The organism is Synechocystis sp. PCC 7339 (assembly GCF_019924095.1).
Taxonomy (GTDB): domain Bacteria; phylum Cyanobacteriota; class Cyanobacteriia; order Cyanobacteriales; family Microcystaceae; genus Synechocystis.
The window spans coordinates 3,305,245-3,323,898 of record NZ_CP063659.1 but is presented as its reverse complement, the minus strand read 5'-3'; the positions used below and the strand labels follow the sequence as shown (position 1 = coordinate 3,323,898).

Sequence of the window (18,654 nt, the reverse complement as noted above, 5' to 3'; positions counted from 1 at the left end):
AGTAAATTATAGCCGAGTGCTTATAGACCAATCATTGCTGAAAGGGAAAAAAAATTTTGGATCGCGGTGTCCAAACCATTGATGCCGTAAGGCGTTGAGCAGTAGCAATTTAACTTTTGTGTCCCAAAAGGCGATCTCGCAAATGTTGAATGCGGTCTCGGTAGGTAGCGGCCACTTCGAATTCTTGTTTTTTAGCGGCTTCCTGCATTTTCTCTTCCAATTGTTGAATTAAATCGGGGATTTTTTCTAGGGGTAAATCCTGGGCCTGTTCATATACTTCCTCCAACTGTTGACTGTTTAAACGGCGGGAAATATCAAGGAATTGCAAAATGGCATTGTTAGCCCGTTTATTAATCGGTTGGGGGATAATGCCATGTTTTTCATTATATTCTTGCTGAATTTTTCTCCTCCTTTCCGTTTCGGCGATCGCCTTTTGCATACTATCGGTAAAATTATCGGCGTATAAAATCGCTTGCCCCCGAATATGACGGGCGGCCCGGCCAATAGTTTGAATCAAAGAGCGTTCTGCTCGTAAAAAGCCTTCCTTGTCCGCATCCATAATGGCCACCAGGGAAACTTCCGGTAAATCTAGCCCTTCCCGCAGTAAATTTACCCCAATTAACACATGAAATTCTCCGTCCCGTAAAGCTTGTAAAATTTCAATCCGTTGAATAGATTGAATTTCGGAATGGAGATATTGAACTTTTACTCCCCGTTCGGAAAAATATTCCGTTAAATCCTCCGCCATGCGCTTGGTTAAAGTAGTGATTAAAACCCGTTCCTTCAAGGATACCCTAGTTTGAATTTCGGCATATAAATCATCCACTTGCCCGGTGGTGGGACGGACAAAAATTTCCGGATCGAGAACCCCCGTGGGACGAATTACCTGCTCAATCACCCTGGCTTCTGATTGCTCTATTTCCCAAACCCCCGGAGTGGCAGAAACAAACACACATTGTTTAACTTTTTGCCAAAATTCTTCTGCTTTTAAAGGACGATTATCCGCCGCACTGGGCAGACGAAAACCATGATCAATTAAGACTTTTTTTCTGGCTTGATCACCGTTATACATACCCCGCAATTGGGGAATAGTCACATGGGATTCATCAATTACTAACAGCCAATCGTCGGGAAAATAATCCACTAAGCATTCCGGTGGTTCCCCCGCCTGGCGATCGGCCAGATAGCGGGAATAGTTTTCTACTCCGTTGCAATAGCCCACTTCCCGCAACATTTCCAGGTCATAGCGGGTGCGTTGACTGAGCCGTTGGGCTTCCACTAAAAGATTATTTTTTTCTAGAAAAGCTACCTGTTGCTCCATTTCTGTTTGAATTTGCTGACAGGCTTTTTCCAGGGTTTCTTCTGGGGTAACAAAGTGACGGGCGGGATAAATACTAATTTGGTCTAAACTTTGCAAAATTCCGCCGCTGACGGGATCAATTAACCGTAGAGCTTCCACTTCATCACCAAAAAATTCAATGCGAATCACCCGGTCTTCGTAGGCCGGCACAATTTCTAATACATCTCCTTTGAGGCGAAATCGCCCCCGTTGTAACTCAATGTCATTGCGGCTATATTGCACATTGACTAAATCCCTAATCACCAACCGAGGATCATATTCTGCGCCCACTTGGAGGGGCACCGCCGCCTTCAGATATTGACTGGGAATACCTAGACCGTAAATACAACTGATGGAGGCCACCACAATGACGTCCCGCCGTTCAAACAGGGAGCGGGTGGCCGAGTGGCGCAACATATCAATTTCATCGTTGATGGAGGCCGTTTTTTCAATGTAGGTGTCCGTGACGGGAATGTAGGCTTCCGGCTGGTAATAGTCGTAGTAACTAATAAAGTATTCCACTGCATTTTCGGGAAAAAATTGCCGTAGTTCATTACATAATTGGGCCGCCAAGGTTTTATTGTGGGCCAATACTAATGTGGGTCTTCCCAACTCTGCAATCACCGAAGCCATGGTGAAGGTTTTCCCTGTGCCCGTTGCCCCCAGTAGGGTCTGGAACTTGTGTTGCCCCTGCAAAGAATCAAGCAAACTGGCGATCGCCGTGGGTTGATCCCCGGTGGGACGGAAGGGCGCATGGAGGGAAAACAGGTCAGAAGTCATAGCGGCAAAGGGGCTATAGTCTGGGATAATGGGGCTGATTAAAGATATCTATCTTGGCTGGCCATTCAGCGGTGTATCTTTGAAAACAAGCAGAGTAATGCTAACAAAACACGGTGGGTGGCCTGTATGTCTCGCACACTGGTTTATTGTTAATCGATTAATCGAATATTTATATTAAGGAGATAAACAGCATGACTGAGGAACAGCAGGGGCCCAACACCACCCCCAACGAAGAAACCGCCAGCAAAACCAGCACCCCTAACCGGGGTCGTCGTCCCAGAGCCGGTTCCAGCAAAGATGAGTCCGCCTTGGTGAAGCCCAAGCATGTCGGTGGTCTTGATCTACTACCTACCCCCAAGGGCATGCCCACTAATCGCCCCATTGAAGCCAGCAAGCTCCATGTAGTGAGTACCTATGGTTCCATGGGAGCCACCAGACCTGTGGGGGCCAGCACGATGGAAGTGAGCAGTACCATGACCGTTTCTGGTAACCGTCCCATCGCCCTGAGCCATCTCCACATCAGCGAAATTACCGCTGGCAATCGGCCAGTGGCTTCCAACGAGATTGATGATCCCAACACTCTGATGGGTTACTTAGATTAATTTTCCGGTGGGAATTTTTGCTTTGCTCCCTTGCCCTGAGCTTAAACCTAGGCGATCGCCCCGGGCACAACGAACCAACATAAATCTACTAGAAATGAGCCTCCAGCTTCGGAAACTATGGCCGACTGGAGGTTTTCACGATCTAACTTCTCCCAGGAAGAACCTAGGAGCGGCTGATTTTGTCTTTTTGGCTGATGAAAATTAACCCAATGGTGGCGGGGATCAGTACAATGGCAGCACCCAACACCAGGCTCCAGAGAAAGTTTGCTAAAGAAGGGGTCATATCGCGTTAACCTCATTTTATAAAGACATCGCTCCCCATTCTATCGCCATCGGATGTCAAAGTTAGCCCGTTGAGGGCAGGATTGCCCCGGGCCCCAAGCCCCTGATTTTTAACCTATGTCGGCTATGCCAGATCTGTCGGATAACTTGAGTTTTATTTCTCCCCCCATTGCTTTAGAAGATATTCCCCAACCCCGCTGTTTATCCCTGGGGGTGATGGCCTCCGGCAGTGGCAGTAATTTTGCGGCGATCGCCAGGGCCATTAAGGAAGGAAATTTAAATGCCGCAGTGAAGCTGGTGATTTATAACAACCCCGATGCCGGCGTAAAACAACGGGCCATGGACTATGGAGTGCCCCACCGATTACTCAACCATCGAGACTATGCCAGTCGAGAAGCCCTGGATGAAGACATTGTGGAGCATTTTCGCCAAGCAGGGGTGGAATGGGTGATCATGGCCGGTTGGATGCGAATTGTGACCCCAGTATTGTTGGATGCTTTTAGCCAGCGGGTGTTGAATATTCACCCTAGTTTATTGCCCAATTTTCGGGGTGTGCGGGCCGTGGAACAGGCCCTGGCGGCGGGGGTAAAAGTGAGTGGTTGCACAGTACATTACGCCGAAGCAACGGTGGACAGTGGTCCCATTGTGGCCCAGGCAGTGGTACCGATTTTGCCCGATGACACGAGGGAGACTCTCCATCAACGTATTCAAGTCCAAGAACATCGCCTCTTTTCCCTGGCGATCGCCCTTGCCGCCCAGCCAAGCCCATGACTGCTCCCTATTTTTCCCTCAGCCAAGGCCATCTGCAATTGTTAAGTATTTGTCCGCCCCAATTTCAACGGCGTTATTGGGAACAGTTGGGCAGTTTACTCGAACCCCAGCGCCAGGCTAAAACGGAATGGGGGCAAAATTTCCACCAACTGGTTCAACAATGGACTTTGGGTTTACCTTTGGAAACCTTAGCGACCTCCAACCTCGACCCCCAGGAAGTAAATCTATTAGGTTCCCTAAAAAATTTAATTGCCACAGTGCCGGCGCTCTACCTCCCCCCGAGCCAAAGGCAAGCTGAACATCAACGAACCTTAGCCAGGGACGACGTTTTATTGACAGTGGTCTATGACCTGTTGGTGCTCACCCCAGAGCAGGGGCAGATTTTTGATTGGAAAACCTATCCCCAGCCCCCCAAACCGGAAAAACTTCACCACCATTGGCAGACTAAGCTTTACCTGTACGTATTAGCGGCAACGAGCGCCTATGCACCGGAACAATTATCCATGACCTATTGGTTTGTGCAGTCACCGGACAAAATCCAGCACTATACCATCGCCTATAACGAAGCTCAGCACCGGGCCACTGAACGGGAGTTGACCGATTTGCTCCAGCAATTTCGTCAAGGGTTAGCCGCTTGGCACCGAAATCGTACCCCCCTGCCCCACCGGCATAATTGTGATCGTTGCCCCTACCACGACCAGTTTTTTCCACCAGACTAGTTATTTGCCCATGACTTTTAGTGAAGAATTTGAATTGTTACTGCGGGCCTGTTACCCCTTGCTCTACATTCCCACCCAGGAAGAAGAACGATTGGAAATGGCGATCGCCACCAGTGCGGAGAAGTTGGGCCATCGCTCGGTTTACTATTGGGACTTTGTGGAGGGCTACCAGGGCAATCCCAATGGGGCCAATGTGGGACGCCGTAATCCCCTCCAAGCCCTAGAATTTATTGAAAAATTGCCCGCCAGCAGTAATGGCATTTTTGTTCTGCGGGATTTTAATCGTTTTTTAGACGACGTTTCCATTTCCCGCAAATTAAGGAATCTAGCCCGTCGTCTCAAAGCTGAAGCCAAAAATCTTGTCATTGTTGCGCCCCAGATCTATATCCCCAATGAGTTGGCAGAAATTATTACAGTGGTGGACTTTCCCCTGCCCAGCGGCCCTGAAATTCAAGGGGAAATTGAACGATTACTCAGTGGTTTGGGCCAGACCCTAGAACCAGCTTTGCGAGACGAGTGGAGCCGAGCGGCCCAAGGTTTATCCATGGAAAGAATCCGGCGGGTGCTGGCCCGTTGCCTCGCAGACCATGGCCAGCTAGGAGCGGACGATGTGGAGTTAATGTTGGAGGAAAAACGTCAATCCATCCGCCAAACCCAAATCCTTGATTTTTATCCCGCTAGTGAACGCATCAGCGACATTGGGGGTCTGGATAATCTTAAGGACTGGTTGCTCCGGCGGGGGGGAGCCTTCAGTGAACAGGCTCGGCGTTACGGTCTGCCCTATCCCCGGGGTTTACTTTTGGCCGGCATCCAAGGCACGGGGAAATCCCTCACCGCTAAGGCGATCGCCCACCATTGGCATCTCCCCCTGTTGAGGTTGGATGTGGGGCGGCTGTTTGGTGGCTTGGTGGGGGAATCGGAAGCCCGCACCCGGCAAATGATCAACCTTGCTGAAGCTTTGGCCCCCTGTGTGTTTTGGATTGACGAAATTGATAAAGCCTTTGGGGGCATGGACAGTCGAGGGGATGGGGGCACCACCAGCAGAGTGTTTGGAGCGTTTATCACCTGGCTAGCGGAAAAAACTTCCCCCGTCTTTGTGGTGGCCACCGCTAACAATGTCCAGAGTCTGCCGCCGGAACTTTTGCGGAAAGGCCGCTTTGACGAAATTTTCTTTGTGGGACTGCCCAATAAAACGGAAAGGGAGGCCATTTTCGCCGTCCATCTCCACCGCCTGCGCCCCCATAAAATGAGCGATTACGACATCCCCCGCCTGGCCTACGAAACTCCAGACTTCTCCGGGGCAGAAATTGAGCAAATTTTGGTGGAAGCAATGCATATCGGCTTTAGCCAGAATCGGGAATTTACCACTGATGATATTCTTTCTGCCGCTAGCCAGGTGGTGCCCCTGGCCCGCACTGCCAAGGAACAAATCCAATTTTTGCAGGAGTGGGCCGCCGCCGGTAAAGCCCGTTTAGCCTCCAGGGACAGTGGTTTTCCCGCCATTAGCTGACCATTTACCCCGTTTTCTTCCCCATGGCCAATTCCCCCAGACCCACTGAACAAACCAAACAATTTTTTCAGCAATGGCAAACCTATCAGCAGTTAATTGAGCACAATTACATGGCCCATCAGCAAATTCAGCAGGCGGTGGAGGCCTTGATTAAACAACAGTTTGATCGCCCGTTTGATTTGTTGGACCTTGGCTGTGGGGATGCCCAGGCGATCGCCAAAACCTTGATGGGCAGTAAAATTAATTCCTATACGGGGGTGGATTTATCCCCCAATGCCCTAGCCTTGGCTGAGCAAAATTTGGCCGCTTTTCCCCAGGTAGAGCTCAGGGAGACGGATTTTTTGACCTATTTAAACCACGCAAACCAAACCGCCCAAGCTACCTTTGACCTCATCCACGCCGGTTTTTCCTTGCACCATTTGCTGTTAGAGGAAAAAGAGCAATTTTTTGCCCATTGCTTTTCCCTACTCCGCCCCGGGGGATATCTACTCATCTATGACGTTTTCCGTCAGCCCTACCAAGACCGACAGCAATATATCCAAGCCTATTTAGACCGGGCCCAAAGCCAATGGCTTGCCCTTGCTCCCGACCAACTCCAGGCGATCGCTACCCATATAAACGAGTGCGATTTCCCCGAATTAGTGGCTACCATGGCAGAAATTAGTCAAAAAGCAGGATTTATACCACCCGAGGTCCTCTTTACTGAGCCTAGGGGTTTCCACCACTGCTTTGCGCTTCCCATTGGCCAAAGTGGAAAAGCCCTGGCCCAAGACAGGGTGTAAAAAGCAATTTTCCGATAATATGGGCAGAAGCTAAACAGTGTCCCAATATGGGGGGCTGTGGGCCGTAAACATTCAATCCGAATAATAAAGGACTGGTTGAAGATGGAAGAACAAAAGACAGCAACTGCTGGGGTTAAAACCGACGTAGGACCAATCACTACTCCCAATCCCAAAAAGTCCCCAATCACCGACCAGGCTTGGCAGGAATGGCTACAACCGGTGTGGGAAGTGCTGGGTAAAATTCCTGAAATGACCGGGGAATTTTTCGAGGACAACAAACAACCCCTCATTTCCCTGGGCATAATCCTGTTAGGCATTATCAGCGTCAAAATTCTGATTGCTGTGCTCGATGCCATTAATGATATTCCTTTATTGGCACCAACTTTACAGTTGATCGGCATGGGCTATACCGCTTGGTTTATCTGGCGTTACCTTTGGAAGGCCGAAAAACGCCAAGAGTTGGCTTCCGAGTTTGGTGCACTAAAGGAGCAAATTTTTGGCGGTTAGTGTCTCCAGACCACCCCAGCCCCTTTTTCCTGCCCCTGTCCTCCGGGTTTAATGTTCGGGGGATTTTTTTCTGCCCTGGGTCAAAACCAACCCATCCTGACGTACCGGGGTGGGACAGTTTACGCCTCATTGCCTCGGTGGCTGGTATTCTAGGAGTTAGTTTCCCGCCATTCTTCCTCCCCTTTTTTCAGGAGCGATGAGCAACTCCCCGTCTGTCCTCACAGAGCTATTGCAGTCCTTACCGAGTCTGCGGGCCCAAACCTATTTCAAGTCTTCCCTTACGGCTCTGTCCCACGCCATGGAAGATCAGGTATTAGCGGAAAGTACAGCGGGCAATCCCCTGATTATTGCGGCTTTTCAGCGGGAAAGGTTTTATCGTCAAGAAGCCCATCGCTATCGCCGTATTGCCGATAAGAGCAACCAGGTTTATGTGCTCTCCGCCCCGGAGACAGAGTTTAAAAACAGCTCTGGCATTTATGAAACCATTGCCTTCACGCCGGAAGATAGCCTCGCCCAGGAATGGCATTTAGTGGTCATTGGCGATCGTTATGCCAGTTGTTTAATTTGTCGAGAAAGGCCCACCCAGGACAAATGGGATAGTAACCGCCGTTTTGAAGGGATTTGGACCTTCGATCGCCAGGTAAGCCGGGTGGCGGCCGAACTGTTGTTAAAACGGATTTTGGGCTACCGTCCAGAGTTGCAAGCCAAAATCGAGCAAGTGACCCAAACCTGGCTTCAGCCTTCCTGTACCGTTCCCCCCCGGGGCATTGATGATAACCCCGATCCCTTTGTGCAACGGTTGATTACCTATCTCCAGGCGGGGCAGTATAAGTTAATCAAAGCTAATCGCAATTTACAGGACAAAGAAGAGCGGGAGAGACTACTTAACTCCATCACAACGGCGGTGCGACGTTCCCTTGATCCAGAGGAAATTATGCAGGTGGCGGTGGAAAAACTGGGGCAAGGCTTGGGCATTTGTCGCTGTGTGATTTACCGCTGTAGCGCTGACGATGCGGTGGCGACCATTAGCCATGAATTTCTCAGTAGCGGTGTTGGTTCTATCAAAGGCTATCCCTGGCCTCTCAAAGATAATCCCCTTTTTCAGCAGGTGGTGGCCCTCAAGGAGGCGATCGCCATCGACAACATTGACCGAGACCCAAGGTTAGGGGAACCGGCATCCTCCACAGGAGAGGTGAAAAACCTAGTGAAAAGCTGTGCCATCCTTTCCTGGATGTTAGTACCGATTTTTTATCGGGAAAGGCTGCTGGGTATGATGGAATTCCACCACTGCGGCCCGTCCCCCACGGAATGGGAAAACGACGCCCTCACCCTAGTGGAAGGGGTGGCCACCCAAATTGGGGTAGCACTGATCCAGGCAGAATCCTATGCCAACCTCCAGGAATTGAATGAGCAATTGGCGGCCCTAGACCGCACCCGTTCTAACCTGGTGGCCATCACAGGGCACGAACTGCGGACTCCCCTTTCCACCATTCAAGTATGTTTGGAAAGCCTGGCCACGGAACCAGATATGCCCCAGGAGTTACGGCAGGTGATGTTAAACACCGCCCTGGAGGATGCGGAGAGAATGCGTAAACTGGTGCAGGATTTCCTCACGTTGTCCCAGCTAGAAAGTGGCCGGGTGGAATGGAACGCAGAGCCGATTTCCTTAGAGGAATGTGTGGAGCTTTCCTTAAGCCATATCCGGGCCCACAATCGAGGCCAAGAAGTGCCCGCCATTGTCAATCAAGTGAACGGAGAAACCCCCATGGTGGAAGCAGACGGGGAATGGTTAGTGGAATTGTTGACCAAGCTTTTGGATAACGCCATCAAATTTACCCCCACCAATGGTAAGATTTCCATCGCCGTTGATCGTCCGAATCCGTCCCAATTGGAAGTTACCATCACCGATACAGGGCGGGGCATTGAGCCTAACCGCCTGGAAACCGTATTTGATCGTTTTTACCAAGAAGAAGGAGCCTTACGCCGCAGTCGGGGGGGCACCGGCATTGGTCTAGCCATCTGTCGACAAATTGTCAGCGGTTGGGGGGGGGAAATCTGGGCCGCTTCCGATGGCAAAAACCATGGCACCCAGTTCCATTTCACTGTCCCCATTGTCTTGCCAGAGAACCCTGGTCCCACTGTGGAGGAAATTATGGCCAAAAAGCGAAAAGCCATGGCCCCTAGGGCATCGTCCCGAGGTAAAAGAAAATAAGATTTTTTCTTAACCCAACTCAATCAATTCAATCTAGAAAATAACCGCACTGCCTATTCGCTATCTGCTAACGATAGTGCCGTTCTCAGTCCCAACATGGAGTTTAAAACTTTTTTCGATGCTTTTCCCCTCGGTATTTTTGTCGTCGATGCCAAGGGTAAACCAGTTTATGCCAACCTAGCCGCCATTAATCTTCTGGGAAAAGGCCTCTGGCCCGAAGCGGCGATCGACCAATTGAACGACATTTACCAGTCCTACCAAACCGGCACCAACCAACTTTATCCCCTCACCGAACAACCGTTACTCAAAGCCCTCCAAGGGGAAACATACCAGGTGGACGACATGGAAATTCGTCAGGGAGGACAAATTATTCCCTTGGAAGTCATAGGGACGCCTATTTTTGATCATCAGGGCACATTGCAGTACGCCATGGCCGTGTTACGAGATCTGCGCGATCGCCAACGGAGAAATGAACAGCAGATTGCTTTACAACAGGACTTACTGCGGCGCAATCAGGGGCTGGTGCAGGAAAATGCCACTCTAAAACGCAAATTAGCGATGTTGGAAGCTCAGTTAGAAGCCCAGTTAAAACCAATACAGTCGGAAGCCTAGGAGCTCATGGAGCCATGGCTCCCCCTCTCTTCATTGGGGAAAGATTAGGCCGTGCCACCGCTCTTCCCCCATAATGGCCCCTTGATCTATTGGAATCTAGCCTGTGTCTCCGTCTGGTAAATCGTCCCGTTCCTTGGCTAATATCGCTGGCATTGTGGCGATCGCCACCTTGATCAGTAAGGTTTTTGGTTTATTGCGTGAACAGATCATCGCCGCCGCCTTTGGGGTAGGGACGGTGGTGACGGCCTACGCCTATGCCTACGTGATCCCCGGATTCCTCTTTATTCTGCTCGGCGGTATTAATGGCCCATTCCACAGTGCCCTGGTGAGTGTGCTAGCCAAACGGGACCGGGAAGAGGCGGCTCCCTTAGTGGAAACCGTTACCACCTTGGTTAGTGGGGTGTTGCTTGGGGTAACAATTATTTTAGTGCTGGGGGCGGGCATATTTATCGACCTGCTGGCGCCGGGGTTAGAACCGGAAACCAGACGCATGGCGGTGCAACAGTTGCAAATCATGGCCCCCATGGCCCTACTTTCGGGGTTAATTGGCATTGGCTTCGGTACCTTGAATGCGGCGGATCAGTACCTCTTACCAAGTATTAGCCCTTTACTTTCCAGTATTACCGTCATTGTGGGCTTGGGGGCCGCAGTCTGGCAGTTGGGGGAGCAATTAAACACCGAACCCTATTGGTTGTTGGGTTCCCTCTTGTTAGCAGGGGGAACCACCGCTGGAGCTGTGTTGCAATGGTTGGCCCAGATTGTGCCCCAGGCCAAAGCCGGTATGGGTAAATTGCGGCTGAGGTTTAATTTTGCTCTGCCGGGGGTAAAGGAAGTTTTGCAGGTCATGATTCCCGCCACCCTGTCTTCGGGGATGTTGTATATCAATTTTGCCACCAACCTATTTTTTGCTTCCTTTATTCCCAATGCGGCGGCGGCCATGCGCTACGGTAATTTTGTTGCCCTCACTCCCCTGGGTATTATTTCCAATATGATTTTGGTGCCCTTTCTGCCGGTATTTTCCCGCTTAGCCGATCCCCAGGATTGGCCAGAATTAAGGCTCCGCATCCGCCAAGGAATCATGTTAAGTGCCCTGACTATGTTTCCCCTCACAGCCATTTTAGTAGGGCTAGCCATTCCCATTGTTCAGGTTATTTATGAACGGGGGGCTTTTGACGCAGAGGCAGCGGCGGAGGTGGCTCCGGTGTTGGCCGCCTACGGTTTGGGCATGTTTTTTTACCTTGGTCGAGATGTATTGGTGCGGGTATTTTATGCCCTGGGGGACGGCAACAGTCCTTTCAAGGTGAGCCTGTTTAATATTTTTCTGAATGGTTTATTGGATTTCCTCTTTTATAAGCCCTTTGGCACAGTGGGCATTGTCATGGCAACGGTGGGGGTAAATCTTTTTTCCATGACTATTTTTATTTGGATGCTGAACCGCCGTCTAGCTGGCCTGAATCTGTGGGGATGGGCCATGGATCTGGGTAAGCTGGCTTTAATTACTGCGATCGCCAGTGTGGCGGGTTGGCAGGGCAGTATTCTCTGGGAAAAAATTTGGGGGGTGGATAACCTAGTCGAAAATATTCTTGAAGTGTTCACTATGTCCAGCATTATCTTAGTGGTGTTCGCAGTCGGGGTAGCCTTTGCCAAAGTCCCAGAGGTAGATTTGCTAGGCGATCGCCTATTGAAAAAATTCAAACGGGGGTAGTGGAGACATTTTTCGAGGGGCAATGAAAGAAGAGTTTAGTTTTTGAGATGTTCCAGCACAGATCAATATTGTTACTATCAACCTCTCGGTCAGTACTATCGGCTCAAATTGGCTAGAATGATGCCATGGCAACCTTCTTGGCCCTATTACCCCGCTCCCTAACCACATTTTTGTATGCCGTAGCGGCATTACTGAGGTTTTATGGCAACATCGACACCACCCCCTTCCAACCCATCCCCCTCACCATCCTCGAATGGAGCTTCTGGGCCTTCACTTTGGGCACAGCGTCTCTGGTGGTTAATCTCGGCCTTGAGTGGAACGCTGGAAGTCGAAGCCGATATCAAGCGGCTCAAGCAAGAGAACGGGAAACTAGACGAGATGATCTTGCAAGTGAGGAACGAGAAAAAGCAGATCGAGAAAGAAACCGAGCGGATCAAGAAAGAAACCGAGCAGATCAAGAGAGACAACGAGCGGCTAGCCGCGCTAGAATCCAAAATCGATTCTTCATTTCGCAAATACGGCATCAACTTACCCCTAACCCAGATACCAGATCAGCCCTGACGGATTTTCTCAGCTTTCTCCAAGAGTATGGCGAGCCCTAATTTACTGCCGGTGGATATGAAGATTAAGGTTTTTGTTTATGGCACCCTCATGCCGGGGGAATGTAATCACCAAGCCTATTGCCACCAACAAATTGAGCCCCCTGCCCTGGGCTATGTGCTTGGCCAAATCTACCACTTAGCAAATTTTGGTTATCCGGCCCTGGCGATCGGAGAAGACCGGGTTTGGGGCTATTGCCTCACCTTTCCCGCCGGGTTTTCCCTGGAATACCTAGATAGTTTGGAAGATTACCACCCTGGGCGATCGCCCCGAGAGAACGTATATGACCGTTGCTGGGCTAAGGTATTTGGCCCCCAGGATCAGGTGATGACGGAAGCGTGGCTCTACCGCATGGATCTTGGAAAAATTGAGCAGTATGGAGGAGTTTATCTTCCCAATGGCCGTTGGTCTGGCCAGCAGAAATTTATCGCCTAAGCTCCTATGGAGATTAATACGCCGTCTTGGCTAAGTTATCCCGAAACCATTGCCTCGGCCCTAGAAGCTTCTCTCCAGAGGGGTTTGGTGACTTTAGGGCAAGAACTGTCTCCCCGTTGGCATGAATGGGTGGAAGAATATCAACAGAGCCTAGGGGAATTATCCGATCCCCAGGTTTTACTAGCGGAAACAGAGTCAGCTAAGGTTTGGGCGGCAGTGGTGGCTTTTTTACGAGTTGGCCGGGGAGCATTATTCATTGCTAATCACCAATGGCAACAACGGGAATGGCAACAAGTAGCCCAGTTTTTGCATCCCGATCGCCTCTGGGGATCATCAATTTGGCAACAACAATGGTTAAACTTCACCAACAGTGATTTGGCAGTAACTTCCGTTCACCACGAGACCATCACCCCAGAAAATCGACCAGATCCGAAAAGGTCAGAACCATTAATTGGTTTTGCCACCGGCGGCTCTTCAGGCACAATTCGTTTTGCTCTCCATAGTCCCCAGACCTTGACTGTGGCAGTGGGCGGTTTAAGGCAGTTTCTTGCCCCCCTATTACACAGCAATGGGCAAATTAACAGTTTGTGTTTGCTCCCTCTCTACCATGTGGGGGGCTTTATGCAATGGTGGCGATCAGCCTTAACCGGAGGTGATTTTAGCCCCCTGGATTATGGCTTAGTGAAACAATCCTCCCCTCCTTTACCCCCGAATTATGTCATTTCTCTGGTGCCCACCCAGTTAGAATACTTGCTCGATCGCCATGGTACTTGGTTAAAAAATTTCCGGCTCATTTTTTTAGGGGGAGCCCCAGCCTGGCCCGCACTCTTAACCAAAGCAAAAACGGCGGGCCTGAACCTGGCCCCCACCTATGGCATGACGGAAACCGCCGCCCAAATTGCTACCCTCACCCCAGGGGAATTTTTAGCAGGCCAAACGGGGGTCGGTAGGTTGTTACCTCACGTTCGTCTGACTATTAGTAACCCCAAAGGGGAAGTAGTTGAACCCGGTACTGTTGGTGTGATTAATATTCAATCCGATGCTTTGTTCAAAGGTTACGTACCCCAAGGGACAGGCCAGAAGGAGGAAACTTTCACCACCGGGGATTTGGGTTATTGCCACAACGGTTACCTACACATCACCGGTCGTCAGGGTCGGCGTCTGATCAGTGGCGGAGAAAATATTGATCCAGAGGCCATAGAAGCTTTTTTGCTGGAACAAAATTTAGTCCAAGATGTGGTCATAGTCGGAGTTGGCGATCGCCATTGGGGAGATATGTTAGTAGCAGTCTATGTACCTAACCCTAGTCCGGGGAATGATGTTTCCACCCTGAAACAGTGTGTCAAAGCCCAGTTAAGTAAACCGAAATGTCCGAAGCATTGGTTGCCCGTTTCGACTCTACGGCGATCGCCCTTGGGCAAATTAAACTACCAGTTTTGGCAAACTTGGGCTACGGAGCAACTAGGGAGCAACTAGGGGTCAAAGAGGAGGAGTAACAGCAATAACATGTGAGTATAGGTTATTTACCGACGTTGTCGAGGATTCAAGTGGGTTGGGGTCAACAAATTTTTGACGTTGATTTGTGCTGTCCTCATGGGAACCTAAAACCTAACTAAGCCGTTGTGTTAGCCTGGGTTAGAAAAAATTTTCGATGCGGTTAATTGTTGTTGAGGAAAAAGATTAATGGTTGCCACTTCCCTATCCACCCCATCCCTGTCCCAAGCTGCTACTCCCCCCAGTCATTTGTTAACGGAAACTAGGCCATGGGGCTCTTTTACTACTTTGGAGGAGGGCAACGGTTACAAAATCAAACGCATCGAGGTCAATCCAGGGCATCGTCTCAGCCTGCAAATGCACCATCACCGCAGTGAGCATTGGATTGTGGTCTCCGGCACCGCCCGTATCGTTTGTGGAGATAAAGAAGAACTCTTGGAACCGAATCAGTCCACCTATGTTCCCCAATGCACTGCCCATCGTCTGGAAAACCCTGGGGTAATTAAATTAGTGCTAATTGAAGTGCAAAACGGGGAATATCTAGGGGAAGACGACATTATCCGTTTTCAGGATGACTACGCCCGCGGCTAATGGCGACCATTTGATTTTGGGCTAACGGCCATCAATTCGGTAATGGTTTGGCAATGGGCCGGCAAGCCTAATTGGGCTGGAGCAACGGGATCGGGATAGGTGAAATGGCGATAATCGAGGCAAAACCTATCCCAGTCCGCCATTTGAATGCGAAATAGCTTGATGAAAATATTGGCCAGGGTGAGCGAAAGGGGAATTTGAAAATAGATTTTCTGGCGATGATACTGGCAAACCTGGCGGATACCCTCCGTGGCAGTGAGGGGAGCATTACCTAACACTACATCAATTCTCTTCTGGGGGGGATGATCCACGTAATAGGCCACTACCCTAGCTATATCCCTACTGTGGATGAAGTGGAAGCTTCCATCGGCCCGGAACCAACGGATCAGGGGTAACCAACGCAAAATTTCTCCCAATCCGCCGGAAAGGTGGGAATAGGGTTTACCTGGTTCACCGCCAAAGACCAGGGTGGGATAAGCCACTGTGATCTTGTTGGCCATGGCTTCGGCAATGGGGGAGACTTCCGGTGGAGAATCATTGTGGGATTCCAAAGCCTGATGACAGAGATACTTAGTACGGATATAGTCGGTGCCCAAACTGCCCGCTTCCGGTAATGGTTGCCCCTGGCGATCAAGGATGCTGGCGGTGGAAAAGTAAATTACCTGTTCGCACCGTTCCGGGTTGAGCAAATTGATCAAAGTTAGGGTTTTGACCACGTTGATGTTGTAGGTCTCCTGGCGATCGCCCCAACTGGTGGCAATGAGAATGGCGCAGTCCATGGTTTGCAGCAGATCCTTGTGGGCTTCAATATTGCCCATATCGCCGGGGATTAAATGGATATTGCTCCGCAACTGGGGGTCAAATTGCAACTTGTCTGGATTTCTCACCAGTAGGAACAGTTCGTGGTCTGTGCCTTGGATTAATTCATCCGCTAAATAGTGGCCAATGCAACCACTGATCCCGGTGATAAAAATTCGTTTTAAATTAGCCATCTCAAGACACTCCCCAGAAATAAATAAATTTTGCTCAGCTTAAGAGCCTGTTGATGTTGACAGAGTTTGTGTTCGCCTGACAAAATGACCCACTAAAACTCTGGCCATACTGGAGAATTTTGATTACATTTCCCCAAATTTGGGATAGGAGTACGTTTTAAATACACTCCTAGGACAACACCCGGATGACACTGGGAATTTCCTTCACCGCCTGTAGTTGGCTAATTTCCCCCAGGGCGGCCCGATAGTTCCCCTCCCGCACATCGTGGGTGACCACCACAATTTCCGCACAGCCGTCGGTAAAGCCAATTTGCACTAGGGATTCCAAGCTAACCCCATGGTTGCCAAACCCCATACCGAGATGGCCAATCACCCCCGGTACATCGGCACAGAGGAAGCGACAATAAAAACGGGTGACGAGGTCTTCAATGGGGGACACCTGGCAGTAATGTTGGTGGGTGCAACTGAGCAGGGGATCAAGGGCAGGATTTTCGTCACTGCTGGTAATGATGCCGACAATGTTAATCACATCGGACACGACGGCACTGGCGGTGGGGCCGGCTCCCGCTCCCCGGCCGTAGAACATCACTTGCCCCAACGGATCTCCGGTGACCAATACGCCGTTGTAGACCCCATTGACGCTGGCTAGGGGATGATCCTTGGCAATCAAAGTGGGATGGACCCGCAGTTGCAACGCTTCCGAGTTTTCGCCGGCATTACCGTTAGCAATGGCCAAAAGTTTAATCACAAAGCCCAACTTATCAGCATAGGCAATGTCCACCGCACTAACGGATCTAATGCCTTCACAGGCCACATCTTCCCGCTTAACCCTGCCGCCAAAACCAAGGGAAGCAAGGATGGCAATTTTGTCCGCCGCATCTAACCCATCTACGTCGGCACTGGGATCCGCTTCGGCATAGCCCAACTTTTGAGCGGCCGCTAACACTTCGTCGAAATCCGCCCCCTCGCTGGTCATGCGGGAAAGAATGTAGTTGGTGGTGCCATTGAGAATGCCCACAATGCTTTGAATGCGGTTACCTCCCAGGGATTGCTTTAGGGGTTTAATGATGGGAATGCCCCCCCCCACCGCCGCTTCTAGGAGAACGTAGACACCATGCTGATTGGCCGCTTCATAAATTTCCGCCCCATAGCGGGCAATGACGGCTTTGTTGGCGGTGACAATGTGTTTTTTGTGGGCGATCGCCTGGAGGATCAATGATCGAGCGGGTTCCAGTCCTCCCATCAATTCCACCACAATGGCAATGTTGGGATCGGTGACAATGGCTTCTAGGTCGGTGGTTAATACCTCCGGCGGCAAATTTACTTGGCGGGGTTTATCCAAGGAACGCACCCCCACTGCTTTAACCTCAATGGCTTTGAGCAGGGGACTACGGCCCTGGGGATCCTGCAAAATTTCCACCGTGCCGGTGCCGACGGTACCTAAACCGAGTAAACCAATTTTAACTGTCACAATTTTCCTCCCGTTGCCTTTCCTTTCTTTAGGTTACTGGCGATCGGCTCCCCATTCTATCTGGACTTGGGCAGGTGGCAGAATAGCGAAACTCTTTTATTGCTCAAAACACTGTTTAAACTGATCTGTGTTCCCCCAACCCCAGATTTGGCTTTGTCCCACCGATCGCCCCTTAATTCCGGGTTATCAAGCCCTATTAAGTTCCGAAGAAATGGCCCGGGGTGAACGCTACCAACGGCCCCAAGATAAGCAGCGATTTTTGACCATGCGCCTGGCGTTACGCATACTGCTAGCCCGTCACCTTAATTGTCTGCCCCAGCAATTACAGTTCACCTATGGCCCCCAAGGTAAGCCGGAGTTGGTCAGCAGAGAACTGCGATCGCCATGGTTTAACGTTGCCCATAGTAGTAATTATGGCTTGATTGGTTTAAGTACAGAGGGGGAAATTGGGGTTGATTTGCAAATCATGGTCCCTAAAGCCCATGGCTTAAAATTAGCTAGACGATTTTTTTCCCTGCAGGAAACCGAGCAATTGGAAAATTTGCCGCCGGAGGAAAGAATTAAACTTTTTTACCAGCTTTGGACAGCCAAGGAGGCATTTTTAAAAGCCACGGGGCAGGGCATCAGCGGCGGTTTGCACCAAGTTATGCCGAGCAAAAATTTAGATCAATATCAATGCTTACCAAGTAACTATGAAACGAAGCAGTGGCAATTATCCAGTCAGCGTTTATTTGGGAATCAGGCAGATCAGACTGTGAACGATAATTATTGGACGGCGATCGCCTGGCGCACTAATCCGGTCAACAGGCTCCCATCTTCCCCGTGGCCGACCATTGAACCATTCTCCTGGCCCCGTAACCTTGATTCATTTCTCTAGTTTCGTTAACTTAGGCTGGCGGCCTTAATCGTCTGAAACCATGGAAAATCCTTTGCAAAAAGTAGAAGCGGCCATTAACCATCAAGTTAGTGAAACGGTACGCCAAACCAGCGATAAATTCTATGGCCAGCTAGAAAAAATCGTCCATAAAGAGTTGACCAGCGATCATCTAGAAAGAATCATTGCTGACGCAGTGGCCCAAACGTTACGTAAGTTAGTTTGGCAGTACTGGTATTTGTTGCTAGCCGCCGTCTGTGGCCTGTTGGTGATCCAGGCCCTACTACTCAGAATGGTGCTCAAAGATACTAATTCCTGTGTAGAATTTGGGCCGAGATCAATCCCCCCATCCCTAAATACTCCCCAGCGTTAAGAG

Annotated in this window: 19 protein-coding genes; 15 read left to right on the top strand and 4 right to left on the bottom strand. The window is 50.2% G+C overall.

Annotation, left to right across the window (positions count from 1 at the left end):
• Positions 1–109: 109 nt before the first annotated feature.
• Entirely contained in the window at positions 110–2,119 is a 2,010-nt protein-coding gene (uvrB, locus tag IQE94_RS15685) for an excinuclease ABC subunit UvrB (protein WP_212720284.1), read from the bottom strand.
• A gap of 191 nt (positions 2,120–2,310) precedes the next feature.
• Between uvrB and IQE94_RS15680 the strand changes: the two genes are divergently transcribed.
• The gene (locus IQE94_RS15680) at positions 2,311–2,721 is read left to right on the top strand and encodes a hypothetical protein (protein ID WP_223342276.1); all 411 of its coding nucleotides are present in this window, start codon (positions 2,311–2,313) and stop codon (positions 2,719–2,721) included.
• A 163-nt stretch (positions 2,722–2,884) separates the two neighbouring features.
• Here IQE94_RS15680 and psbX read toward each other — a convergent pair whose 3' ends face one another.
• Positions 2,885–3,004, bottom strand: coding sequence for a photosystem II reaction center X protein (gene psbX / locus IQE94_RS15675; RefSeq protein WP_190598576.1), 120 nt, complete (start codon positions 3,002–3,004; stop codon positions 2,885–2,887).
• A 116-nt stretch (positions 3,005–3,120) separates the two neighbouring features.
• Between psbX and purN the strand changes: the two genes are divergently transcribed.
• The 12 genes from purN (at position 3,121) to IQE94_RS15615 (ending at position 14,941) form a co-directional block, all read left to right on the top strand.
• A complete protein-coding gene (purN, locus tag IQE94_RS15670) occupies positions 3,121–3,774 on the top strand; it encodes a phosphoribosylglycinamide formyltransferase (RefSeq protein ID WP_212720294.1) in 654 nt (217 codons plus the stop codon).
• Positions 3,771–4,493 carry a PD-(D/E)XK nuclease family protein gene (locus IQE94_RS15665; RefSeq protein WP_212720296.1) on the top strand — a complete coding sequence of 241 codons (723 nt, stop codon included), beginning with the start codon at positions 3,771–3,773 and terminating at the stop codon, positions 4,491–4,493. The genes purN and IQE94_RS15665 overlap by 4 nt, the downstream gene beginning before the upstream one ends.
• A gap of 10 nt (positions 4,494–4,503) precedes the next feature.
• Complete coding sequence (locus tag IQE94_RS15660; RefSeq protein ID WP_212721989.1) at positions 4,504–6,003, top strand: AAA family ATPase; 1,500 nt, start codon at positions 4,504–4,506, stop codon at positions 6,001–6,003.
• Between the two features lie 23 nt (positions 6,004–6,026).
• The gene (locus IQE94_RS15655) at positions 6,027–6,785 is read left to right on the top strand and encodes a trans-aconitate 2-methyltransferase (RefSeq protein WP_212720298.1); all 759 of its coding nucleotides are present in this window, start codon (positions 6,027–6,029) and stop codon (positions 6,783–6,785) included.
• A gap of 102 nt (positions 6,786–6,887) precedes the next feature.
• On the top strand, positions 6,888–7,292 hold the full coding sequence (locus IQE94_RS15650) for a CAAD domain-containing protein (protein ID WP_223342275.1): 405 nt from the start codon (positions 6,888–6,890) through the stop codon (positions 7,290–7,292).
• Positions 7,293–7,488: 196 nt separating this feature from the next.
• Positions 7,489–9,504, top strand: coding sequence for a DICT sensory domain-containing protein (locus IQE94_RS15645; RefSeq protein ID WP_223342274.1), 2,016 nt, complete (start codon positions 7,489–7,491; stop codon positions 9,502–9,504).
• Between the two features lie 96 nt (positions 9,505–9,600).
• The gene (locus tag IQE94_RS15640) at positions 9,601–10,116 is read left to right on the top strand and encodes a PAS domain-containing protein (RefSeq protein ID WP_212720309.1); all 516 of its coding nucleotides are present in this window, start codon (positions 9,601–9,603) and stop codon (positions 10,114–10,116) included.
• Positions 10,117–10,219: 103 nt separating this feature from the next.
• Positions 10,220–11,821, top strand: a complete 1,602-nt coding sequence (gene murJ, locus IQE94_RS15635) for a murein biosynthesis integral membrane protein MurJ (RefSeq protein WP_223342273.1) — start codon at positions 10,220–10,222, stop codon at positions 11,819–11,821.
• 125 nt (positions 11,822–11,946) lie between these two features.
• Positions 11,947–12,423 carry a hypothetical protein gene (locus IQE94_RS15630; protein ID WP_212720313.1) on the top strand — a complete coding sequence of 159 codons (477 nt, stop codon included), beginning with the start codon at positions 11,947–11,949 and terminating at the stop codon, positions 12,421–12,423.
• A complete protein-coding gene (locus tag IQE94_RS15625) occupies positions 12,410–12,856 on the top strand; it encodes a gamma-glutamylcyclotransferase (protein WP_212720315.1) in 447 nt (148 codons plus the stop codon). Before IQE94_RS15630 ends, IQE94_RS15625 begins: the two co-directional genes overlap by 14 nt.
• Positions 12,857–12,862: 6 nt before the next feature.
• Complete coding sequence (locus IQE94_RS15620; RefSeq protein ID WP_212720317.1) at positions 12,863–14,332, top strand: 2-succinylbenzoate--CoA ligase; 1,470 nt, start codon at positions 12,863–12,865, stop codon at positions 14,330–14,332.
• A 207-nt stretch (positions 14,333–14,539) separates the two neighbouring features.
• On the top strand, positions 14,540–14,941 hold the full coding sequence (locus tag IQE94_RS15615; RefSeq protein ID WP_212720319.1) for a phosphomannose isomerase type II C-terminal cupin domain: 402 nt from the start codon (positions 14,540–14,542) through the stop codon (positions 14,939–14,941).
• Here IQE94_RS15615 and IQE94_RS15610 read toward each other — a convergent pair.
• Together IQE94_RS15610 and IQE94_RS15605 are read right to left on the bottom strand one after the other, a co-directional pair.
• A complete protein-coding gene (locus IQE94_RS15610) occupies positions 14,938–15,933 on the bottom strand; it encodes an NAD(P)-dependent oxidoreductase (protein ID WP_223342272.1) in 996 nt (331 codons plus the stop codon). The genes IQE94_RS15615 and IQE94_RS15610 overlap by 4 nt on opposite strands.
• A gap of 169 nt (positions 15,934–16,102) precedes the next feature.
• On the bottom strand, positions 16,103–17,404 hold the full coding sequence (locus IQE94_RS15605; protein ID WP_212720323.1) for a homoserine dehydrogenase: 1,302 nt from the start codon (positions 17,402–17,404) through the stop codon (positions 16,103–16,105).
• A 127-nt stretch (positions 17,405–17,531) separates the two neighbouring features.
• On the opposite strand from IQE94_RS15605, the gene IQE94_RS15600 reads away from it, so the two are divergent.
• Positions 17,532–18,281: a 4'-phosphopantetheinyl transferase superfamily protein gene (locus IQE94_RS15600; RefSeq protein ID WP_212720325.1), complete on the top strand. Its 750-nt coding sequence runs from the start codon at positions 17,532–17,534 to the stop codon at positions 18,279–18,281.
• A 40-nt stretch (positions 18,282–18,321) separates the two neighbouring features.
• Positions 18,322–18,651, top strand: a complete 330-nt coding sequence (locus IQE94_RS15595; protein WP_212720327.1) for a hypothetical protein — start codon at positions 18,322–18,324, stop codon at positions 18,649–18,651.
• Positions 18,652–18,654: the final 3 nt, after the last annotated feature.